Annotated in this window: 14 protein-coding genes, 1 rRNA gene and 5 pseudogenes; 9 read left to right on the top strand and 11 right to left on the bottom strand. The window is 36.0% G+C overall.

The features are described 5' to 3' along the window. Window positions 1-137: 137 nt before the first annotated feature. From J2Z23_RS21485 to J2Z23_RS21495, 3 genes are all read right to left on the bottom strand, one after another. Complete coding sequence (locus J2Z23_RS21485; protein ID WP_082881379.1) at window positions 138-1,289, bottom strand: acyltransferase family protein; 1,152 nt, start codon at window positions 1,287-1,289, stop codon at window positions 138-140. A 103-nt stretch (window positions 1,290-1,392) separates the two neighbouring features. Beyond that, window positions 1,393-1,614 (bottom strand): hypothetical protein, encoded by a 222-nt coding sequence (locus J2Z23_RS21490; RefSeq protein ID WP_057983495.1) that lies wholly within the window; start codon window positions 1,612-1,614, stop codon window positions 1,393-1,395. A gap of 24 nt (window positions 1,615-1,638) precedes the next feature. Continuing rightward, a complete protein-coding gene (locus tag J2Z23_RS21495; protein ID WP_209975292.1) occupies window positions 1,639-2,352 on the bottom strand; it encodes a GAP family protein in 714 nt (237 codons plus the stop codon). A 96-nt stretch (window positions 2,353-2,448) separates the two neighbouring features. Between J2Z23_RS21495 and J2Z23_RS21500 the strand changes: the two genes are divergently transcribed. Together J2Z23_RS21500 and J2Z23_RS21505 are read left to right on the top strand one after the other, a co-directional pair. Beyond that, window positions 2,449-3,054 (top strand): TetR/AcrR family transcriptional regulator, encoded by a 606-nt coding sequence (locus J2Z23_RS21500; protein ID WP_209975294.1) that lies wholly within the window; start codon window positions 2,449-2,451, stop codon window positions 3,052-3,054. Between the two features lie 645 nt (window positions 3,055-3,699). Further along, window positions 3,700-3,927: pseudogene (locus tag J2Z23_RS21505) on the top strand (LOG family protein); the annotation flags it as partial. A 351-nt stretch (window positions 3,928-4,278) separates the two neighbouring features. Here the strand turns inward: J2Z23_RS21505 and J2Z23_RS21510 are convergent. The 3 genes and pseudogenes from J2Z23_RS21510 to J2Z23_RS21520 form a co-directional block, all read right to left on the bottom strand. Continuing rightward, complete coding sequence (locus J2Z23_RS21510; RefSeq protein ID WP_057983488.1) at window positions 4,279-4,881, bottom strand: hypothetical protein; 603 nt, start codon at window positions 4,879-4,881, stop codon at window positions 4,279-4,281. A gap of 323 nt (window positions 4,882-5,204) precedes the next feature. Continuing rightward, window positions 5,205-5,326, bottom strand: a pseudogene (locus J2Z23_RS21515) (TetR/AcrR family transcriptional regulator); the annotation flags it as partial. 394 nt (window positions 5,327-5,720) lie between these two features. Then, window positions 5,721-6,473: an alpha/beta fold hydrolase gene (locus tag J2Z23_RS21520; RefSeq protein ID WP_209975315.1), complete on the bottom strand. Its 753-nt coding sequence runs from the start codon at window positions 6,471-6,473 to the stop codon at window positions 5,721-5,723. 320 nt (window positions 6,474-6,793) lie between these two features. On the opposite strand from J2Z23_RS21520, the pseudogene J2Z23_RS22485 reads away from it, so the two are divergent. The 3 genes and pseudogenes from J2Z23_RS22485 to J2Z23_RS22855 all read left to right on the top strand — a co-directional run. Beyond that, window positions 6,794-6,943: pseudogene (locus J2Z23_RS22485) on the top strand (TetR family transcriptional regulator); the annotation flags it as partial. A gap of 559 nt (window positions 6,944-7,502) precedes the next feature. Beyond that, window positions 7,503-7,760 carry an MmcQ/YjbR family DNA-binding protein gene (locus J2Z23_RS21530; RefSeq protein ID WP_318249097.1) on the top strand — a complete coding sequence of 86 codons (258 nt, stop codon included), beginning with the start codon at window positions 7,503-7,505 and terminating at the stop codon, window positions 7,758-7,760. 217 nt (window positions 7,761-7,977) lie between these two features. Then, window positions 7,978-8,500, top strand: a pseudogene (locus J2Z23_RS22855) (aldo/keto reductase); the annotation flags it as partial. A 334-nt stretch (window positions 8,501-8,834) separates the two neighbouring features. On the opposite strand, the gene J2Z23_RS21540 reads toward J2Z23_RS22855, so the two are convergent. From J2Z23_RS21540 to J2Z23_RS21555, 4 genes are all read right to left on the bottom strand, one after another. Further along, on the bottom strand, window positions 8,835-9,581 hold the full coding sequence (locus J2Z23_RS21540; protein WP_057983483.1) for a hypothetical protein: 747 nt from the start codon (window positions 9,579-9,581) through the stop codon (window positions 8,835-8,837). Between the two features lie 392 nt (window positions 9,582-9,973). Continuing rightward, window positions 9,974-10,705, bottom strand: coding sequence for an ABC transporter permease (locus tag J2Z23_RS21545; protein ID WP_209975296.1), 732 nt, complete (start codon window positions 10,703-10,705; stop codon window positions 9,974-9,976). A 2-nt stretch (window positions 10,706-10,707) separates the two neighbouring features. Further along, window positions 10,708-11,637 carry an ABC transporter ATP-binding protein gene (locus J2Z23_RS21550; RefSeq protein ID WP_209975311.1) on the bottom strand — a complete coding sequence of 310 codons (930 nt, stop codon included), beginning with the start codon at window positions 11,635-11,637 and terminating at the stop codon, window positions 10,708-10,710. Then, window positions 11,627-12,370, bottom strand: coding sequence for a MerR family transcriptional regulator (locus J2Z23_RS21555; protein WP_057995905.1), 744 nt, complete (start codon window positions 12,368-12,370; stop codon window positions 11,627-11,629). Before J2Z23_RS21555 ends, J2Z23_RS21550 begins: the two co-directional genes overlap by 11 nt. Before the next feature lie 217 nt (window positions 12,371-12,587). Between J2Z23_RS21555 and J2Z23_RS21560 the strand changes: the two genes are divergently transcribed. The 3 genes from J2Z23_RS21560 (at window position 12,588) to J2Z23_RS21570 (ending at window position 15,704) form a co-directional block, all read left to right on the top strand. Then, window positions 12,588-13,490 (top strand): alpha/beta hydrolase fold domain-containing protein, encoded by a 903-nt coding sequence (locus tag J2Z23_RS21560; protein WP_209975313.1) that lies wholly within the window; start codon window positions 12,588-12,590, stop codon window positions 13,488-13,490. Window positions 13,491-13,782: 292 nt separating this feature from the next. Further along, entirely contained in the window at window positions 13,783-15,039 is a 1,257-nt protein-coding gene (locus tag J2Z23_RS21565; RefSeq protein WP_057983476.1) for an acyltransferase, read from the top strand. An 86-nt stretch (window positions 15,040-15,125) separates the two neighbouring features. Next, a complete protein-coding gene (locus J2Z23_RS21570; protein WP_238482892.1) occupies window positions 15,126-15,704 on the top strand; it encodes a DUF6320 domain-containing protein in 579 nt (192 codons plus the stop codon). Between the two features lie 633 nt (window positions 15,705-16,337). On the opposite strand, the pseudogene J2Z23_RS21575 reads toward J2Z23_RS21570, so the two are convergent. Further along, window positions 16,338-16,439, bottom strand: a pseudogene (locus J2Z23_RS21575) (sigma factor); the annotation flags it as partial. Between the two features lie 559 nt (window positions 16,440-16,998). Here J2Z23_RS21575 and J2Z23_RS21580 point away from each other — a divergent pair. Next, a 16S ribosomal RNA gene (locus J2Z23_RS21580) occupies window positions 16,999-17,065 on the top strand; the annotation flags it as partial.

Here is a 17,065-nt window from a genome sequence, read left to right on the forward strand (position 1 = left end):
CTAGTCATAGAATAAAATATCGAGAGTCTCTGTTTTAAGCAAAAAGTGTTCAAAATTAATTAGCGGAAAGTGTTCAAAACTACTTGACGGTTACAAGTTATCGTCGTATCCTCTTTTTTTCTTTAATATTCACCATCCTAAAGAATCTTTGACGCAAAGGGAATCTGCTTAATTATATAACTTAACAAGAAGCAAAGTGGTATCGTGATCAGAATCATAGCTAGAAACATGAAGGATGGTGGAAAGTGGATGACCTTCAATCCAGCAATAACAATAGCGATAATCGGTATATGAATGATGTAAATCACGAAAGAATGGGCTGACAAGAAGCTCCAACCTTTTCCTTGATGAAAAACTCTTCTCCGAAAGAATATGATTAATCCGAGAATGACGCCAACACAAAATAGAGCTTCCCACAGAGAATAAACCAAAGATGTCCAGTTCCAGCCACCAGAAAACTGTAATCCGTCTACCCCAAATAACAAAACTAAGGGAAGAAGAAGAATCGATGCTCCAATTGCAATTCCAAAACCCGCCCTACCCATAGAATCAGGAATATTTCGAAACCAATTGCGTTGGTAAGCGATGATACCCAAAATGAATAGCCCGACATATTGCGGGAGATCATAGCCACTTGCTGTAAAAAGTCCAACAAATGATTGAACCTTGGGAGATCCACCGGGTAAATCAAGAGCAGGAACCCACAGTCTTATGGTGAAGTATCCTGCTGCTAATATCATGACAAAGACTGTAAACATCCTGTAGGTGGGTGGTGTACTCTGCCGAACTACTGATAGCTTATTTTTACTCATAAACTTCGCCCAGACTGCGTATAAACAAACGAATACGAAAAGTAGTTCGACATACCACATCGGCCCGTAAGTTAAATGTGAAAAATAGGTTTGCCATGTAAATGGCTCTTGGTTAAGTATATAGGCTTCAATTGCTTGAACTTGGCTAAGAATGAAAATATAGAAGATAAATGGGATTAGGAATCGGATAGATCTATCTTTGATAAACCGAGTTGTCCCATTTCGTTCAATAGATAAAGGGACAAAGTAACCAGAAATAAGAAAAAATGTCCCCATAAAGAAAGTCTGGTTAAAAGCAAGGAATAGAAGACCCATTACAACCCCAATAGAACCTTGTGTTAATACCTCGTTATAGATGGAAAAATACACCAAATGATGAAGCACAACCAACACTGTAAGAGCTCCTCTTAGGTTATCAATAAAATATAATCGTTCTTCCTTTTGGGGAGACAAGCTCCCTATATGTCTTAAATTCATAATAATTCTTACGTTCCTCTCTATAAACATTTAAAAATATATTTCAACGGAGCATCCGCCAAACTGGACGGCTATGTATAAACCGTCCTATTTGCTCTATATTTTAATTTTCTCCTTTAGTTGTTCCGCCTATTTTCCAAGAGGCTAAACTTATGACCCCACCAACTACAATAAAAATAATGTCCATAACAATTTCAAATCCCTGAAACGCATTAATATAATTTACCAAAAACCAACTTTTTCCACCATTAGTCAAATGATTGATTAATCCGCCTACTCCCTGTATAACGAAAAGTAGACCAAGTCCACTGATAATTTCTTTCATGATGAACACCTCATTAATAATTTTTTAATTTAATATGCCTCTAAGACCGATGTTGAAAAAAACCGCACCTACGACTCCTATCGCTACCAAGAGTGAGGAAATCGGAGCTTCATTTAATTTTGATCTAATTTTATTTAGAAATTGTTGCAGTCTCTCTTTAAACATAATATTAACCCCTAACAAAAGAAGAGAAGGAAGCACCATTACAAGATTGTAGCCAATTATAATAAAGATAGAAGAGGAAGGCTCAATTGTTAGGTGATTCATTAACAAAATGGAATAAAAGTAAGGCAATGCAGTTACAAATTCAATTAGAAAAACAATGATACCTAACATGATCATCCCTTTCATCGTTGTTTTTTGGGGTATAAATGAAATTAAACGTTTTTTTGTATTTTCATTTGGTTTACAGAAGCTAATTAGAGCCATAACTGCTCCAAAAAGGAGATAAAACCAATTGATAAAGTCAAATTCAGATAATTTTCCGATTCCTTTCAATAGTGAATCTCCACCAAAGTATAGGAATAAGCCTACCAGAAGATAGCCAAACTGCGTAATAAACAAAAAAACAAGCAAGCGAGAAGATAATTGATTAGGCTGTGTCAATAATAAATAGGCTGTTACAGCAAGTACACCAGGACTTAATATATCAATTAATGCGCAAATAGAAATAATTAGCAAAGCTATCGATGTGTCTAATGATGAAGAAGGCATCAATGCTTCAATACTTTCGATCAAATATAGAGTCCCTCCTTTTTATATGTTATAATTTAAATAACACAGTGTGTTAAAAATATAGTAACACACTGTGTTAAGAAAGGGAAGTGATTTTTTATGCCAAGGATGGTTAATCATGAAAAAAAGAGGAAGTCAATTGCTGAGGCCGCTTGGAGTATTATTAAGAAAGAGGGAATCGAAAAAGCATCTATAAGAAGAGTTGCTACTGAGGCAGGCATGTCTGCTGGAGCGTTAAGACATTATTTTTCAACTAAGGATGAAATGTTATTATTTATCATGGATTATTATCTGGAAGAAGGGAAAAAACGTTCTCAAAGTAAAAGTTGGTCAGACACTCCATTGCAGGCGGTTGCGGAAGTTTTATTAGAGCTTATACCAATTGATGAAGAAAAGAAAATCGAAACGAGTGTTTGGTGGATCCTTGCACTTCAGTCACTTACAAGTGATTCTTTAAAAGAAAAAAAAGATGAAATGACTAACGGTATGTATGAATTAGCAAGTTCAATGATCGAGATATTAGTTCTACAAGGGATTTTATCTGATTCAACTAATGTAAAATTAGAAAAGAGTAGGCTAGCGACATTAATTGATGGATTGTCCATTCATGCTCTTTTAAGACCTGATGTCTACACTCCAGAAAAGGTGAAGGAAGTAATCCGTTATCATTTAGAAACACTCTGCGATGAAAGTAAATTGAGTTAATTGATCATGTATCTGAAGTTATAGCCCGTTTGTATTAAAACGAGTTGCACTTCAAAGGGGCATTTTGTTGAACAGTTGCATGAAGTAGGCTTTAGTATATTACAGCTTTTCCTTCCATTACAGGCATAGCCGTCATATTTTTAGTAAAAATACAGTTCACGGATAAGCTTGTAACTAAGTTAAAAATAAATTATTTTAGAATGGCAGTAAATTAGAAATTCACATTTTTAATCATAGGTTTAAAAAATAGTTACTTTTCAATAAAAATCTGATAGGAAGTGTGAAAATATGTTGGATACTATATGTTTTTTCTGCAAAAATAAATTTACGATTAATCATTCTGATTCACAATATTATAAAATCAAAAAAGGAGAAAATAAATATTATATATGTAAAAGTTGCAATAATTCATTTCAACAAGAAGCGATTAATAAAACTGGAATAAGTCCGGATCAAATTGATGATTATGATAAGTTTTTCCGGTATAAATAAAACTCTCTTTAATATCGCGTAAAAGTCAATTTTCTCATCATTCTTACAAAACTTCCTGTAGAATATTCTCAATGAGGTGATCGGAACGAAAGCGATTAATCGTGCGATAGCTTAGTTCGTAACCCTGCACTAGCCACATCATGCGAACACTGTGGAGCAAGTGTTGGTGTTATGGGAGCAGTTGCGGATGCTGTCTTAGATGAAGGTAAACAAGTTATTGGAATTATGCCTAGTTTTTTAGAGCAGAGAGAAATATCGCCTAAAAGATTATCCAAGCTGATAGTTGTCGAATCTATGCATGAGAGAAAGGCTAAAATGGCAGAGCTTGCAGAGGGCTTTGTCGCTTTACCAGGTGGACCAGGAACATTAGAATGTCACTTTAGGAGATATATTGCACACCATTTAAACTCTATTTTGCATTAAGTAAATATAAAAGCCTAATTTCTCAACATTAAAATTGAGAAATTAGGCTCATAGAAGGACATTAAACCCTTTCGATCATGATGCATAATGTCCCAGTTTTTTCTAAACTTCATATTCCTCCTTGCTCTGGTTAAATAAACAAATAATAATTTACTCTAGAAGTTTTAGGTGACTGATTATTCACAAAGTAGCCTGTTTTTTGAACTAAGATCAATAATTAGGACTGTGAGTTTGTGATACCATCCAAACACAGAAATGTTGAATGGTTGTTTTAAGATTCCCTTTTTTTCGTGGACATTACCGTTTTTCTCACCTAACTCGATAAGATGAGACTTGGTCGTTCCAAGAAGTAGTACCAGACATTCCCCAAGAAGTTAAATTGGTGGTAAAGTATTTGTTTGGATAACTTACAAGAGTTAAATAACGACCACCATAATAACGATTTTGATAGAGCCTAATCCAAGAACCAGGAGCTACAGATACAGCAGATATTCTGTTATCCCATGCAGTACTCAGAGAAGTGACCTGAGTTCCAGGATACGCAATTAATGATCTTCCATATCCATGACCCGAAGTATGTTCATATAAATAAGTTGGTCTTGCCATTATACCTATTGACTGACTAGATAATCCCTCTGTAACTTTTTGATGATATGCTTCATATTTTTCTGGAGTTGAGAAGCCGTGTACTTTTTCTCCTTGATCAGTTGCTTCAACTACCATTCCAACAATTTTTTTATGTTTATCTGGTGCATATTTTATTCCATCTACTGTGTCAACTTTTAGATCCTGATCTGGATTCGATGTTAAACTAGCTGCATTTGTTCTACCTTCAAAACTAAAAACTAAAGAGAAAAATCCTACCAGGGCTATTAAAGCTAAAGACAGATTACGTATCATTTTTCTTTTCATCAAAGTTCCTCCTCTTAAATTAATAGTCAATCTATTGTAGTGCAACTTTTTTCAAAACGGTTAAACTTTATTTTAAATCCACAACACGATATTCTGTAACTTTTTCCGCTTTAACCTCACCTTCCTTTTTGTAATAATATGACTTAATTTTCACCTCCTTAATAATTGACTGGCTTTTCTGGTAATATATGATATTTACATAGACCTGCAACTACTTGTCCCATGTTTTTAAAAGTGATTTCAACATATGAATGGCATGTTTCTGCTTTTTAGGATCCAACGGTCTCTGCCATCGAAGTTGCCCTTCTAATAAAAGCATCATTTTCGATTAGTTGTTCCTTCGATGTAAAGTGGTTTTGTATAACGTCATAGTAGCTACATTTGCTTCCTCAATAATTTTCTTTATTCCAACAGCATGAAAACCGTGATAGTTTCGAGCATTCATAAACACTCCTTATTAATAGGAAATCCTTTAATCTCTTTTAATGTATAAAAAAACAGTGGTACCACTGGCTCTAGTCATGCTGTTTGAGAATAGCCATTACTTTTGTCATTTAATTTCTCACCAACTGATATAAAGACGTGAAGGTGTCATAAGTTATCAATATTCTTTAGGTGGAGACAGCCCCATGGATTCATTGACTGGAACAGGGGTAACATGGCACTCTATTTTATTGAGTATGATAAAAATATTAAAAACTTCAATTAAGAAAATATAAAAATCATAGATATACTTAATGAAAATACAGAATCAGGTGAATGGAAAACCTTAGATTTTGCTAGTTTTGGCGCAAGTGGTTTAGAATTATTTGTCTATGGTGATAAGATGTCATTTCTGATTACCATTCTGGTAAGCTCAAAAAAAGACTGATATGGTCGGAAACTTCCTTAGGGTGGGTCAAAGTGATGATGTGATTAGCACCAGGTATACGCACAAAGTTAATATTGGGAATTTCCTTATATAATTGTGCGATTTTAAAGAGATCTTCTGAGTCCTCCTCGCCTATGATAAAAAGTGTCTTCGTTTTAATTTCTCCCAATCTTTCCATCGCTGAATTGGAGGAAACAGTTTCGAATGTTTTCCAATCAAAAGTCTTTTGAATATTGTGTATCATCATTTCGCGCAATAAATCGTATGCTTTTCCGAAAGAAACACTCCAGGAAGGCTCGCTTAATGTTATATTAGTCATTTTCTCGACATCTGGTGCAACTTCAGAAACTCGGCTCTCTAATTCAGCATGTTCGGAAGAAAATTTAAACCCCGACAGGCCTGGAGCGATCAATACCAGTTGTGACACCCTTTTTGGATAGGACAGAGTAAAATCAGTTGCAATTTGTCCACCTAGGGAATGTCCAACGAGGGTACCTTTCTTAATTTTAAGATGATCCAAGAGTTTTCTAAGATCCTCAACATAATCAATGGGTTCATTCGGAATGGGTGACCTCCCTGCACCCCGGACATCAAGAGTGATTACTTTGAACGACTTTGAAAGATGCGGTGTGATGAATTCCCAGTCACGTGAATCCATAGCTCCACTATGAAGTAGTATAACCGGCTTTCCGTTTCCTTTAATTTCGTAATGAAGATCCATCCATTTCAATCTCCTTTCCTGAAAAAAGTAGGTATTGCTCATGACTATCTTCGTTTCATTTCTAAGATTCCTTCCCTTATCCCCAAACTGTTTATAAAACCATTTAATAAACTTATTCGGTTATAAAGGAAGTTTAATGTACCTTACAAATGATTTAATTGCTCAAGAAGGTCCTATTTCACCACTTTGATAATGCCCATCCTCTTCAATGTTCCAATAAGTGATTCAAGAATTTAAAAACATCCCCCCTTATTTATTTCACACACTGTGATGAAATGATAATAACACAGTGTGTGAAATAAAAGCAAGAGGTGATTTGAGTGCCGAAAATAGTTGATCATGGTCACAAAAGAAAAATGATCGCTGAAACGGCTTGGAAAATTATTGAAACGGAAGGCATTGAAAAAGCATCTATCCGAAGAATTGCATCTGAAGCTGGAATGTCTACCGGAGCAATTGATCAAACCTTTATTCTAAAAAGCTACAGTAAATAAACTAAATCATTTTTACTCGACAATCATCCAATTTGTATCTTTTTCTAACGTGAGTATATATTGCGAATACTGTGTGGCTTTTGTTGCTTCGTCAATATATTTAACAGTAACCCATAACCCTAAACTGTGATTTGCATTTATTGCATTGAAATTGCATAATTTTAATTTTTAATATCATATTATAAGAGTTGATACTTCTTTAAAAACCTTTAACATCAATGATATTGCTCTATATCTAGCAGGGTGAAAGTAGAGTGGGAGTAAGACTACAACTTAATTTGAAGTGGAAATGCCGATTTAACAGTATTTGTCCTAATCTAAAATGGATAAAATAAGAAAAAAACAATATAGTTCCCTGCCAAGGAAAAATTTTGGTAGGGACTATTTTTAGTAGGAATAAATAAGGTGGCTATTAGTTATTGTGGGACGGAGGGACATACTTATTATGTGCTCTTATCTCATCTCCGCTATACTCGTGGAATGATTGTAATATGATGGCGATTCATCTACTCTTGTTGAGAAGGGTGACATATCAATGGTCAGGGAAACTGTTTTAAATTATACGAAAAGAAAATATAATACAGAGCCCGATTATCCATGGGCTAAATTTCCAAACTATGCTGTGCTTAGACACAGTAAAAATAATAAATGGTATGGATTGTTGATGAATGTTGCTAGAAATAAACTGAATATCGAGGGGGATGGGGAAACAGAGATCTTGAATGTCAAATGTGATCCAGAATTAGCCAGTATTGTAAAGAAAGAAAATGCCATTTTACCCGCCTATCTATGAATAAGGAACACTGGATCAGCATTGTATTGGACGGCTCTGTTCCAAAAGAAGAAATCTTTCATCTCATAGATCTAAGTTATGATTTAACAAAATAAGAGAGTTTCTGCAGTAGATAATTATTATTTGTTAGGACCAACTGGTTTGGTAAGCCAACGATTATACAGTAGGTTGTAAAGTTATGAAATCTTTCATGAAGAAGCATAACATTGTACGAAACACACCTAAGGACGAAGCTGTCGTCGTTCTCAAGGAATAAAAAGATCAAGGGAAAATCCGCTCTATCGGTGTTTCCAATTTCTCACTTGATCAATTGAAGGAACAAACCTGGATGGATATGTAGATGTTTTACATGCAGAATATAATTTACTAAAACGAGATGCCGAAAAGGATTATTTCCCTTATACAGCAGAAAAAAATATTACTTTTATTCCTTATTTTCCGTTAGAATCCGGGTTTATTGGCTGGGAAATATGATAAAAATCCGACTTTTTCAGATTTTCGTGCTAAAAATCCTAACTTCCAGGGTTAGTAATTTTTGGAAAATTTTAAAAAACAATCAACTGAAAGAAAATATGATGCAGAAACAGCTCATATTGTTCTGGCCTGGTATTTTACACAACTTCTGTAGATGTTCTTATCCCTGGAGCAAAATGTCCTGACAGGTTCAAAATAATCTACGAGCTGCTGAAATCAACCTTACGAATGAAGATATCCAAAAAATCAGTGCGATCTTTGCTTAAAGAGGATGTTCAAAAAATAAGGATCAAGTGAATGAATAGCTAAGTTCGCGCCGCCGCAACGCTGTTCTGACTATCGTCCTGTGGGCCTAAATCCACGACAATTATCGCCACGCCCTTTCCTTTGTGTCCTTCATCCTGCAGGCACCGGTAAAAATGACACTGTGAAATAAAGGATCTTCGACTAAATGCCTCACGTTCTGTGTCGAACGTCAAAGTCAGCACCCTTAGCCGACTTGGTCCTTTTACCTCTTTTTTGAACACGCACATAAATATTGGTTTGAAAAATGAACAAGGTATTGTCTAAGTATCAATAACCAATGAAGCTACTCTTTCTTTAAGTAAAGGAAAAAGTCGTCTTCTTTTGTTGTTGATATTTCTCCTGAATCTCAAGTAATCGCCGTCTTTTTATGAGTGTTTCTTCATTCCATTCTTCCGGAACCTTGGCCACATTTATATGCTCTCCCTGCTGAAACCAGTCAGGTAATTTTTCTGTCCGAATGATTTTCCGCTTCAGTTTGGTCGGGCTAGCGTTCTGATTGGTTAATAAGATTTTATACGCATATTTCCATGCGAAAATCGCACGTTCGGCTGTTGCTTCTAAAGCTTGTGAGATCTGCGCGAGCGAGAAGGTTTTACAAGCATGGGCTAGTTCTTTTCTCTGTGAGGTTTGAAGTGGGAAAAAGCGCAATTTCTTTAGTTGTTTTTCGACAATGGTTATTTTGTCTTGAATGTTCCCCGTGTCCCTAACTTGTGTATCCTCTTCTGTGATCTTTTCTTGTGCAAAACAATGGCCTCCCTCGTCACTAAGGGCATACCAATTTGTGCGATCATAATGATGTTTCCCGTGTTGTTCTGTAAGGATAAGGCCCTGCTTTTTCAAAGAAGAAAAAGTCCGTTTAATTGTTGTGATTGACCAAAATGGAAAATCTTCTTGCCATTCTTTATACGTACGCTCAATCCACATCTGTCCGTGCAAAGGAGTTCCTTCTTTTTCAATACGTTCGTAAAGTTTCTCCAACACAATACTTTCATTCAAACCAATCGTTTTTGCTAACCCTTTTCCAAATGTGATTTTCTGCATTTTGCATCCCTCCTATCCCTCATATAGATCCGATAGATGCAAAAGGACACTTTATTTAATATTATTTTTATTATGTTTTTTAAAAGCTTTTAAGATCAAGTACTTAAAGAGGAGGGCAATGTGATCTGCTCTAAGGAGGTTGGTACATACTGTCTGAGTGGTTCAATTCGAATTTATCGAAAGATATAAGGGATTCGGAACGAAAAGTCGCTTTAAATACTGTATACAAAGCACGTCAAAAACAAGAAAAATGGGAAGGAATCCATTAATAAGACGGTTCCTTTGTAGATCAGAAATGCACTTGTAAAGGAAAGGATTACAAGTATTCATATGATGAAAACTATATCTCGGGGCGCTAACAATTTCTCCATTCCTCTTGCTATCGAAATATCTCATTTCTTATTTAAAATAAAAATAGCCCCTCCAAATCCCAATACACACCATACCAGTAAGTTTATATAGTTTGCCAGCGTTGCCTCGAAAGTAGAAGCTGCGAGGGATGCGCGCATAATTTCAGCCATTGAATAAATTGGCAGTATTTCATGTAATGTTTGAAGCCATTCGGGAAGGCGGTCCATTGGGAAATTCACCGGTGAAAACATAAGCGCCCCAAAAACAATCACTTGAGATAGAGCAAGTGAAGTTGTTGGTGATAAAAGATAGGAAAAGCCATACCCAACACCAATAGATGTTAATGCGATCATCAGCAAAGCCGGAACTACCGTCCAAGAGATATCGTATCCAGGACTAAACAGGAGATGTGCGACAAGGGAGGAAATCACAATACCTGGTACAGTGATAATTAGCCAAATCGTGGTATCGGCTCCAAGGATGACAGCTCGATTAACAGGCAAGGTACGTAAAAATTCCATATATCCATCTGATTTCGCAGTGCCAACTTGTTGAGGCAAAATAACTAATCCCGTAAAAATTAATATGATTGTGGGGGCACCTGTTGCTAAGAAAAGAATCGTGTTTGTATCTGGTGTCGGAATGAGATAGGTAAAGCCGATTACAATACCGATCGAGATCAAAATTTGAATCAGAATCATAAATATTAAAAAGCCTGCGTTTCTAAGGAATTGTATTTGGAAGACATATTTGTAATGGCTGAAAATGTTCATGATCATCCTGCCACCTTTTTAGAAGTCAATTCAATATAAGCATCCTCAATCGTAGTCGGGGACAAGGAATAGTCCATAATAAGGCCGCTATTCACTTGGCTTTTCGCCCATTTAATTGCTGATGATACTTCATTCGGCTCCAATGAGAAAATGAAGCGAGCTCCATTTTTATGCGAAGAAAGCGCCCAACTAGGAATCTCAATATCTACCTCACTAGCTAAACTAAGTTCCATGCGCATTTGATTACTTACAGAACTTTTAACCCCTGAAGGTGTGCCTTGCGTGAGAATTTTTCCATTATGGAGGATCGCCACACGATCAACCGTCTTTTCCGCTTCAAGCACATTATGTGTAACCAAAATAACCGAAGTACCATCATTTGTCAGGTTACGTATTACATCCCACAGATAACGTCTGCGAACGGGATCGACATCGTTTGTAGGTTCATCTAGTATTACTAGTTTGCCAGGGGCAATAACTGCCATACAAAAAGCAGTTAGGCGTTTCGCACCACCTGATAATTTGTCACCTTCTTTATTTGCCCAGTTGCCCATATCTAATGCTTCAAAAAGCATCTCCACCCGCTTCGGATCAAACCTTTTCCCGGCGCGCATTTTTCCCATCAGTGTCACTGCTTGTTTAGGGGTAAGAAAACCTAGTGGTACTTGAGACTGCGGCTGTACGGAACAAATCGAACGGGCCCGAGCAGGGGATTGAAGTACCGATTCTCCTAATAAATGAATTTCCCCAGAATCTGGAATTAATAACCCTAATATTTGGTTTACCAAAGTCGTTTTCCCAGCTCCATTCTGTCCAAGTAGTCCGAATATTTCACCTTCATTAAGTTGAAGGGAGAGATTATTATTTGCAACCAGCTTGTTTTTCCCCCGACCGTTAAATACCTTTGTTACACCATTTACATCAAGTATCATAATTTTGACCCCCCTTTGAAGTAGCCACACGTTTTATAAAATTAATCACATCATTGTCCATTGGATAAAATGCGATACCTTCCTTAAAGTTTTGGAGGGCTTCCCACATATTCTCTAGTAATTCTTCATTATTCCCAAACATTTTATCTGCTTGGTTCGCCCAGCTTATAACGAGTTGTTCGGCCTCTTCTGAGTTTGGATCAAGATGCAGGTTATCTCTAATATCACCAACGACCTTCAACCATTCCTTGATATCTTCCTCACTCATGTTTCCGACATTCATGTCTAAAACGATCTTCATTTCATCTTCACTTAGATATTCTTTATATGGCTGTAAGGCATCTTCCGGATCATGTTGGTACAGCTGAATAATACTGAAAATGATGGGCCAATTGATTTCTCCTTCATACTTAATGGAATACGATACACCAAGAAGAGCTTGTTCTAACATCTTTAAACGTTCCTGTTCTCGTTTAACCAGCTCAAGCTGTTGCTGTATCGACTCCTGCCAGTTCAACGTGGAATTTTTCAATATATCTTTAATTTGTTCCAGTGAGAATCCCATATATTTCAATGCTAAAACACGTTCTAACTGCATTACATCATCTTCACTATATAAACGATGCCCTCCACCCGTTTTCGAGGAAGGTTTAATCAAACCAATTTCATCATAATAATCTAATGTCCTCACGGTCACGCCTGTGTTCTTTGACAATTTCCCAATTGTATACATTTTCTCACCTCATTTCATTTTCTTCATTATAGAACAGCACGTTACGTGTGGTTCAATAGGAAAATACAAAAAAATATAACTTTTCATACAATAAGTAATGAACAACAAAATATACAAAGCTAAATGATTACTGCTAGTATAGGTATAGAGTTTGTACTACTTTGATATTTTTTGGGGATGTTAGACACTGTATGATATGTGAGGGGGACAAACGAATATGAGGAGTATTCGAAGCTGGATTGTAGAACATTTACTCAAACGACTGAGTAATAAAGATAGCTTTACTGATGAACAATTATACTCTGAATTTTTAAAAGAAAGACAAAAGGAAAATGAGAAACCCTATGTCTTACCAAAATATATTCAAAGGAAATTTCACATTAAAAAGCAGAGTTTTAATGGAATGGATTGTTATATCTTTAATCAAGAAAAAAAGCAATCAGAAAAATCAATACTCTATTTGCATGGAGGAGGATATATTAAACAGCCATCGGTATATCACTGGAGTTTTCTTGGGAAAATAGCAGAAGAAACCGCCGCTAAAATATACATTCCAATTTATCCTAAAGCACCCAATCATCAATATAAAGAGTCTTTTGATAAAGTTCTTCCAGTATATGAGTGGATTTTAGAAACCTCGAACGAGAAAAATATTATTTTGATGGGAGACTCTGCTGGAGGAGGATTTGCCTTAGCGTTAGCACAATTGCTTTTGGAAAAGGGATTATCGCAACCAGGAAAAATCATTTTACTTTCACCTTGGCTTGATATTACGATGAAAAATCCGGATGCCTATGTATTGGAGGATAAAGATCCCATGTTAGGGATTTATGGTTTGATTCAAATGGGAAAAGCATATGCAGGAGATACTAATTTAAATCATTATTTACTCAGTCCAATAAATGGAAAGATAAATGGCTTAGGGAAAATTAGTTTATTCATAGGGACACATGAAGTTTTTTTACCTGATGCAAGAAGATTCAGAGATATTGCTCTTTCACAAGGAGCTAGAATAAACTATTTTGAATATCCGAAAATGAACCATATCTTTGTGCTTTACCCAATTCCAGAGGCCAAAAAAGCGACCAAAGAAATTGTGAATATCATAAGGAATTTCTGAATTCATTACCTCTTTTTATTGGATTATTAGCGACGGATAAATTTAAGGTAAAGGATGAACAAAGGATCAATGGCTAAAAGTGGCCGCTTTTGATAACGCCGTTTTAAGTAACCCCCTGTTGCTTCGTTTTACCACCTGTCGCTCGATAAAAACGCTGGGTTTTATCCTTTCTTATCCTTAATCTAGTCTTACAATGGTTAAGTAAAGTTGCCGACTTAACTATGAATCGAGAGCAAACATAATGTAAAATAGAGTATAGGAAAAATCAGTATGTATAGAGGTGTTTAGGCAGATGGAGGAATGGTACAAACTTGATAATGCAGGGAAAATGTTTCATGCTGTATCGGAACAAGCAAATTCCGCAGTCTTTAGGATTGCTGCAATAATGAAGGAAACAGTACAGCCAGCTAAACTTCAACTTGCGTTGGATGATGTTCTCAAACGCCTCCCAATTTTTGCAGTAAAGCTTCGTAAAGGTGTTTTTTGGGATTTTCTTGTAGATAATAATGAAAAGCTTTTTGTTCAGCCCGAAAGCCAATATCCATGTGCACCCATTGATCCGTTAGAAACGAATGGGTTCTTATTGCGTGTTACTTATTATAAAAAGCGTATTGCAGTGGAATTTTTCCATTCTGTAACAGATGGTACAGGGGCTTTGGAATTTATTAAAGCGCTAATTTATCATTATTTATCACATCTTGGAGAAGACATAGACTATGATAGCACACTAATCGATATTCATAATCAGCCAAGTTATTATGAAAGAGACGATAGTTACCAAAACTATGGGACAGATGAAAAGGCAGAGAAATTTAAAGAAACGCCTTCTTATCAGATCCGTGGCACCAGCATGGACCAAACCATTACTGTCCACGGAAAAATGAGCGCTAGTAAAGTACATCAGCTCGCAAAAGAGTACGGAACAACGATTACCGCATTTGTTACAGCCATTTTAATTGCAGCTATTTATAAAGAGAGATTAAGATATCGAGCTTTTAAAGAGGAGATAAAGATTGCTGTCCCGGTTAATCTACGGAGCTTCTTCCCATCCAATACCTTGCGTAACTTTTTTGGTGTTGTCAATATCGGCATGTCCGTGACAGAGAAGATGACATTGGAAGAAATGATCGAAGAAACATCGAAGCAATTGCGTGAGAAAGTTCAAAAGGAAAGCCTGCAGCAAAGTATTAACGATCGGGTGAAATGGCAAACTAGACTGACTGCACGATTTATTCCACTTCCGCTTAAGTATCATGCCATTCGTTATGGTTACAGAAGCTTTAGTGAGCGTACCAAAGCGATGACCTTAACGAATATGGGAAAAGTGCGCCTGCCTGATTCAATGGAATCGCATATTGCCCATATGGAAATGGTACTGTATCCGACAAAGAAAAGCCCAATCAATGTAGGGATGATTGCAGTGGGGGATGAACTCGTCATCACATTTGCAAGAATGATTCAAGAAGCGGACATTATCCGTACTTTCTTTAGAGAGCTTTCCAAGACATATAATTTGGAGATAGAAGTATACTCCAATGACGGTAGGTGAAAACCATGCAGCATTATTGCTCAAATTGCAATATCTATACAAAACAACAATATTGTCCGTTATGTAAATACAAGCTTTCTGAGAAATTGGAAGATAACACGTATTATCCCGTCTATGAAACCAAAGTCCAACGGCGACGCTTTGCACAAAGACTTGTCTTATTTATTGCGTTTTTCGTTATTAGTACAAGTTTATTGATCAATTTATTAACTGATCCGCATCCATTATGGTTTTTATATGTGCTAGGTCCTGTACTATATACTTTATTACTCATTAATCATACAATCCTCTCTAAAGCACATACTGGTTCTAAAGTCATTTTTCAAGTTATTGCACTATCTATTATGCTTTTTATTTTGGATGCTGCATCTGGAAGTTCAAGATGGTCGATCCATTATGTTATTCCTTTTCTCGTTACGCTTGCTACACTGTTTGTAACAATTATTGTGCTGCGAAAACCAATGAAATGGCGGGAATACATCGGGTATATGACAACAATGGTTATTTTAGGATTTCTTCCTGCCATTCTTTTTCTAAGCTCCTGGTCAACAGTATTATGGCCGAGCGCAGCAACTGCCTTATATGCTCTGCTTACGCTGATTGGAATGATCCTATTTTCAGAAAAAACGATGAAGAACGAAATTGTTCGGAGGTTTCATTTTTAATAATAAAAATACAAAGGTAGTGCCGAGTTTAACCTTTTATCCGTGAATTATTGGTTGATGCGGCATTAGGCAGTGCTAAGAGAGCGGCATAGGCTATCATTCAGGAATCAAATTCCCGTCACCTTGTCACAAAATAAATATTTATCTCGTCTTAATTATATAGTCGTACTTCAGGAGCAGATAAATATGAAACAAAAAACGATTGTGGTCGTTGGTGGCGGATATGCTGGATTGCACACGATAGGTTCACTTCGTAAAGCATAGGGGCGTGAAATTGGCCGAAATATCATACTAGCTATCCACAAGCTAAGAGTTTTGACGCTAAAGAATAATAAACAAATTTACTACGCAGAAAAAACTTTACCACCTGTTCCTTACTAGTAAATTAAGTGGTAATGTTATAATTCTAGGGAAGTTGTTGGAACACCAAGAATAACAATATCTTATTGTAAAGCGGTAGCTTCACCAGTACTCTTAATTATTTGTCATAATTATTAAATATAAGCATGAGTAGAATGGGGCTCAATAAACTCCATTCTATATTTACATCTGACGATATTACTAGAAAATGATTCTATGAATATTAAGCACCTTCATACATATCACGCCTATTATAACCAAGGTAACCTATAACAAAGTACGGGCCTGAACAGCAATTGCTCGTGTTATAGCTTGTCTAATCCACCAAGTTGCATAGGTACTAAATTTAAAGCCTTTACGATAGTCAAATTTATCATGGGAACATATACTATATGTAGAAATAGGGAAGTTAACTTTCATAATATATAAAAATGATCTTTTATTCCGCTATTGATAACAAAGTAAAGTTATTATTTTATTGGTTATACTCAGGAACTTTTAAAATCATTGATAGTTCATTAACTATAGTAGATTTAAATTATAATTTAGCAATAGATTTGTGGTTAATTTGTCGAACGAACTGTCTATTGCTTTTTTAATATAATAATTAACAAATATTGTATTATAGATAAACGGTTGACGTCTAAAGAATTTGATGATAATATAGTCACATCCTCAGCAAACAAAATGTTTATTTAAAATAATGTTTTTTAAAAAAAGTGTTGACGAAACTATTAAATGATGTTATATTAATAAAGTCGCTAACAGCGATAGGGAATTTGATCTTTGAAAACTGAACGAAACGAACGTCAATAAATCATGGATAAATGGTCATAGACCATTGCCAGCAATTGAGAAGGAAAACCATCTCAAATGTTCAAAGGCTAAGATCACCACATCCTGTGATAACGCCTTTGTTTGTACATCCTGTACATCATATGAGAGTTTGATCCTGGCTCAGGACGAACGCTGGCGGCGTGCCTAATACATGCAAGTCGAGC

Source organism: Lederbergia galactosidilytica, from assembly GCF_017873565.1.
Taxonomy (GTDB): domain Bacteria; phylum Bacillota; class Bacilli; order Bacillales; family Bacillaceae_C; genus Lederbergia; species Lederbergia galactosidilytica.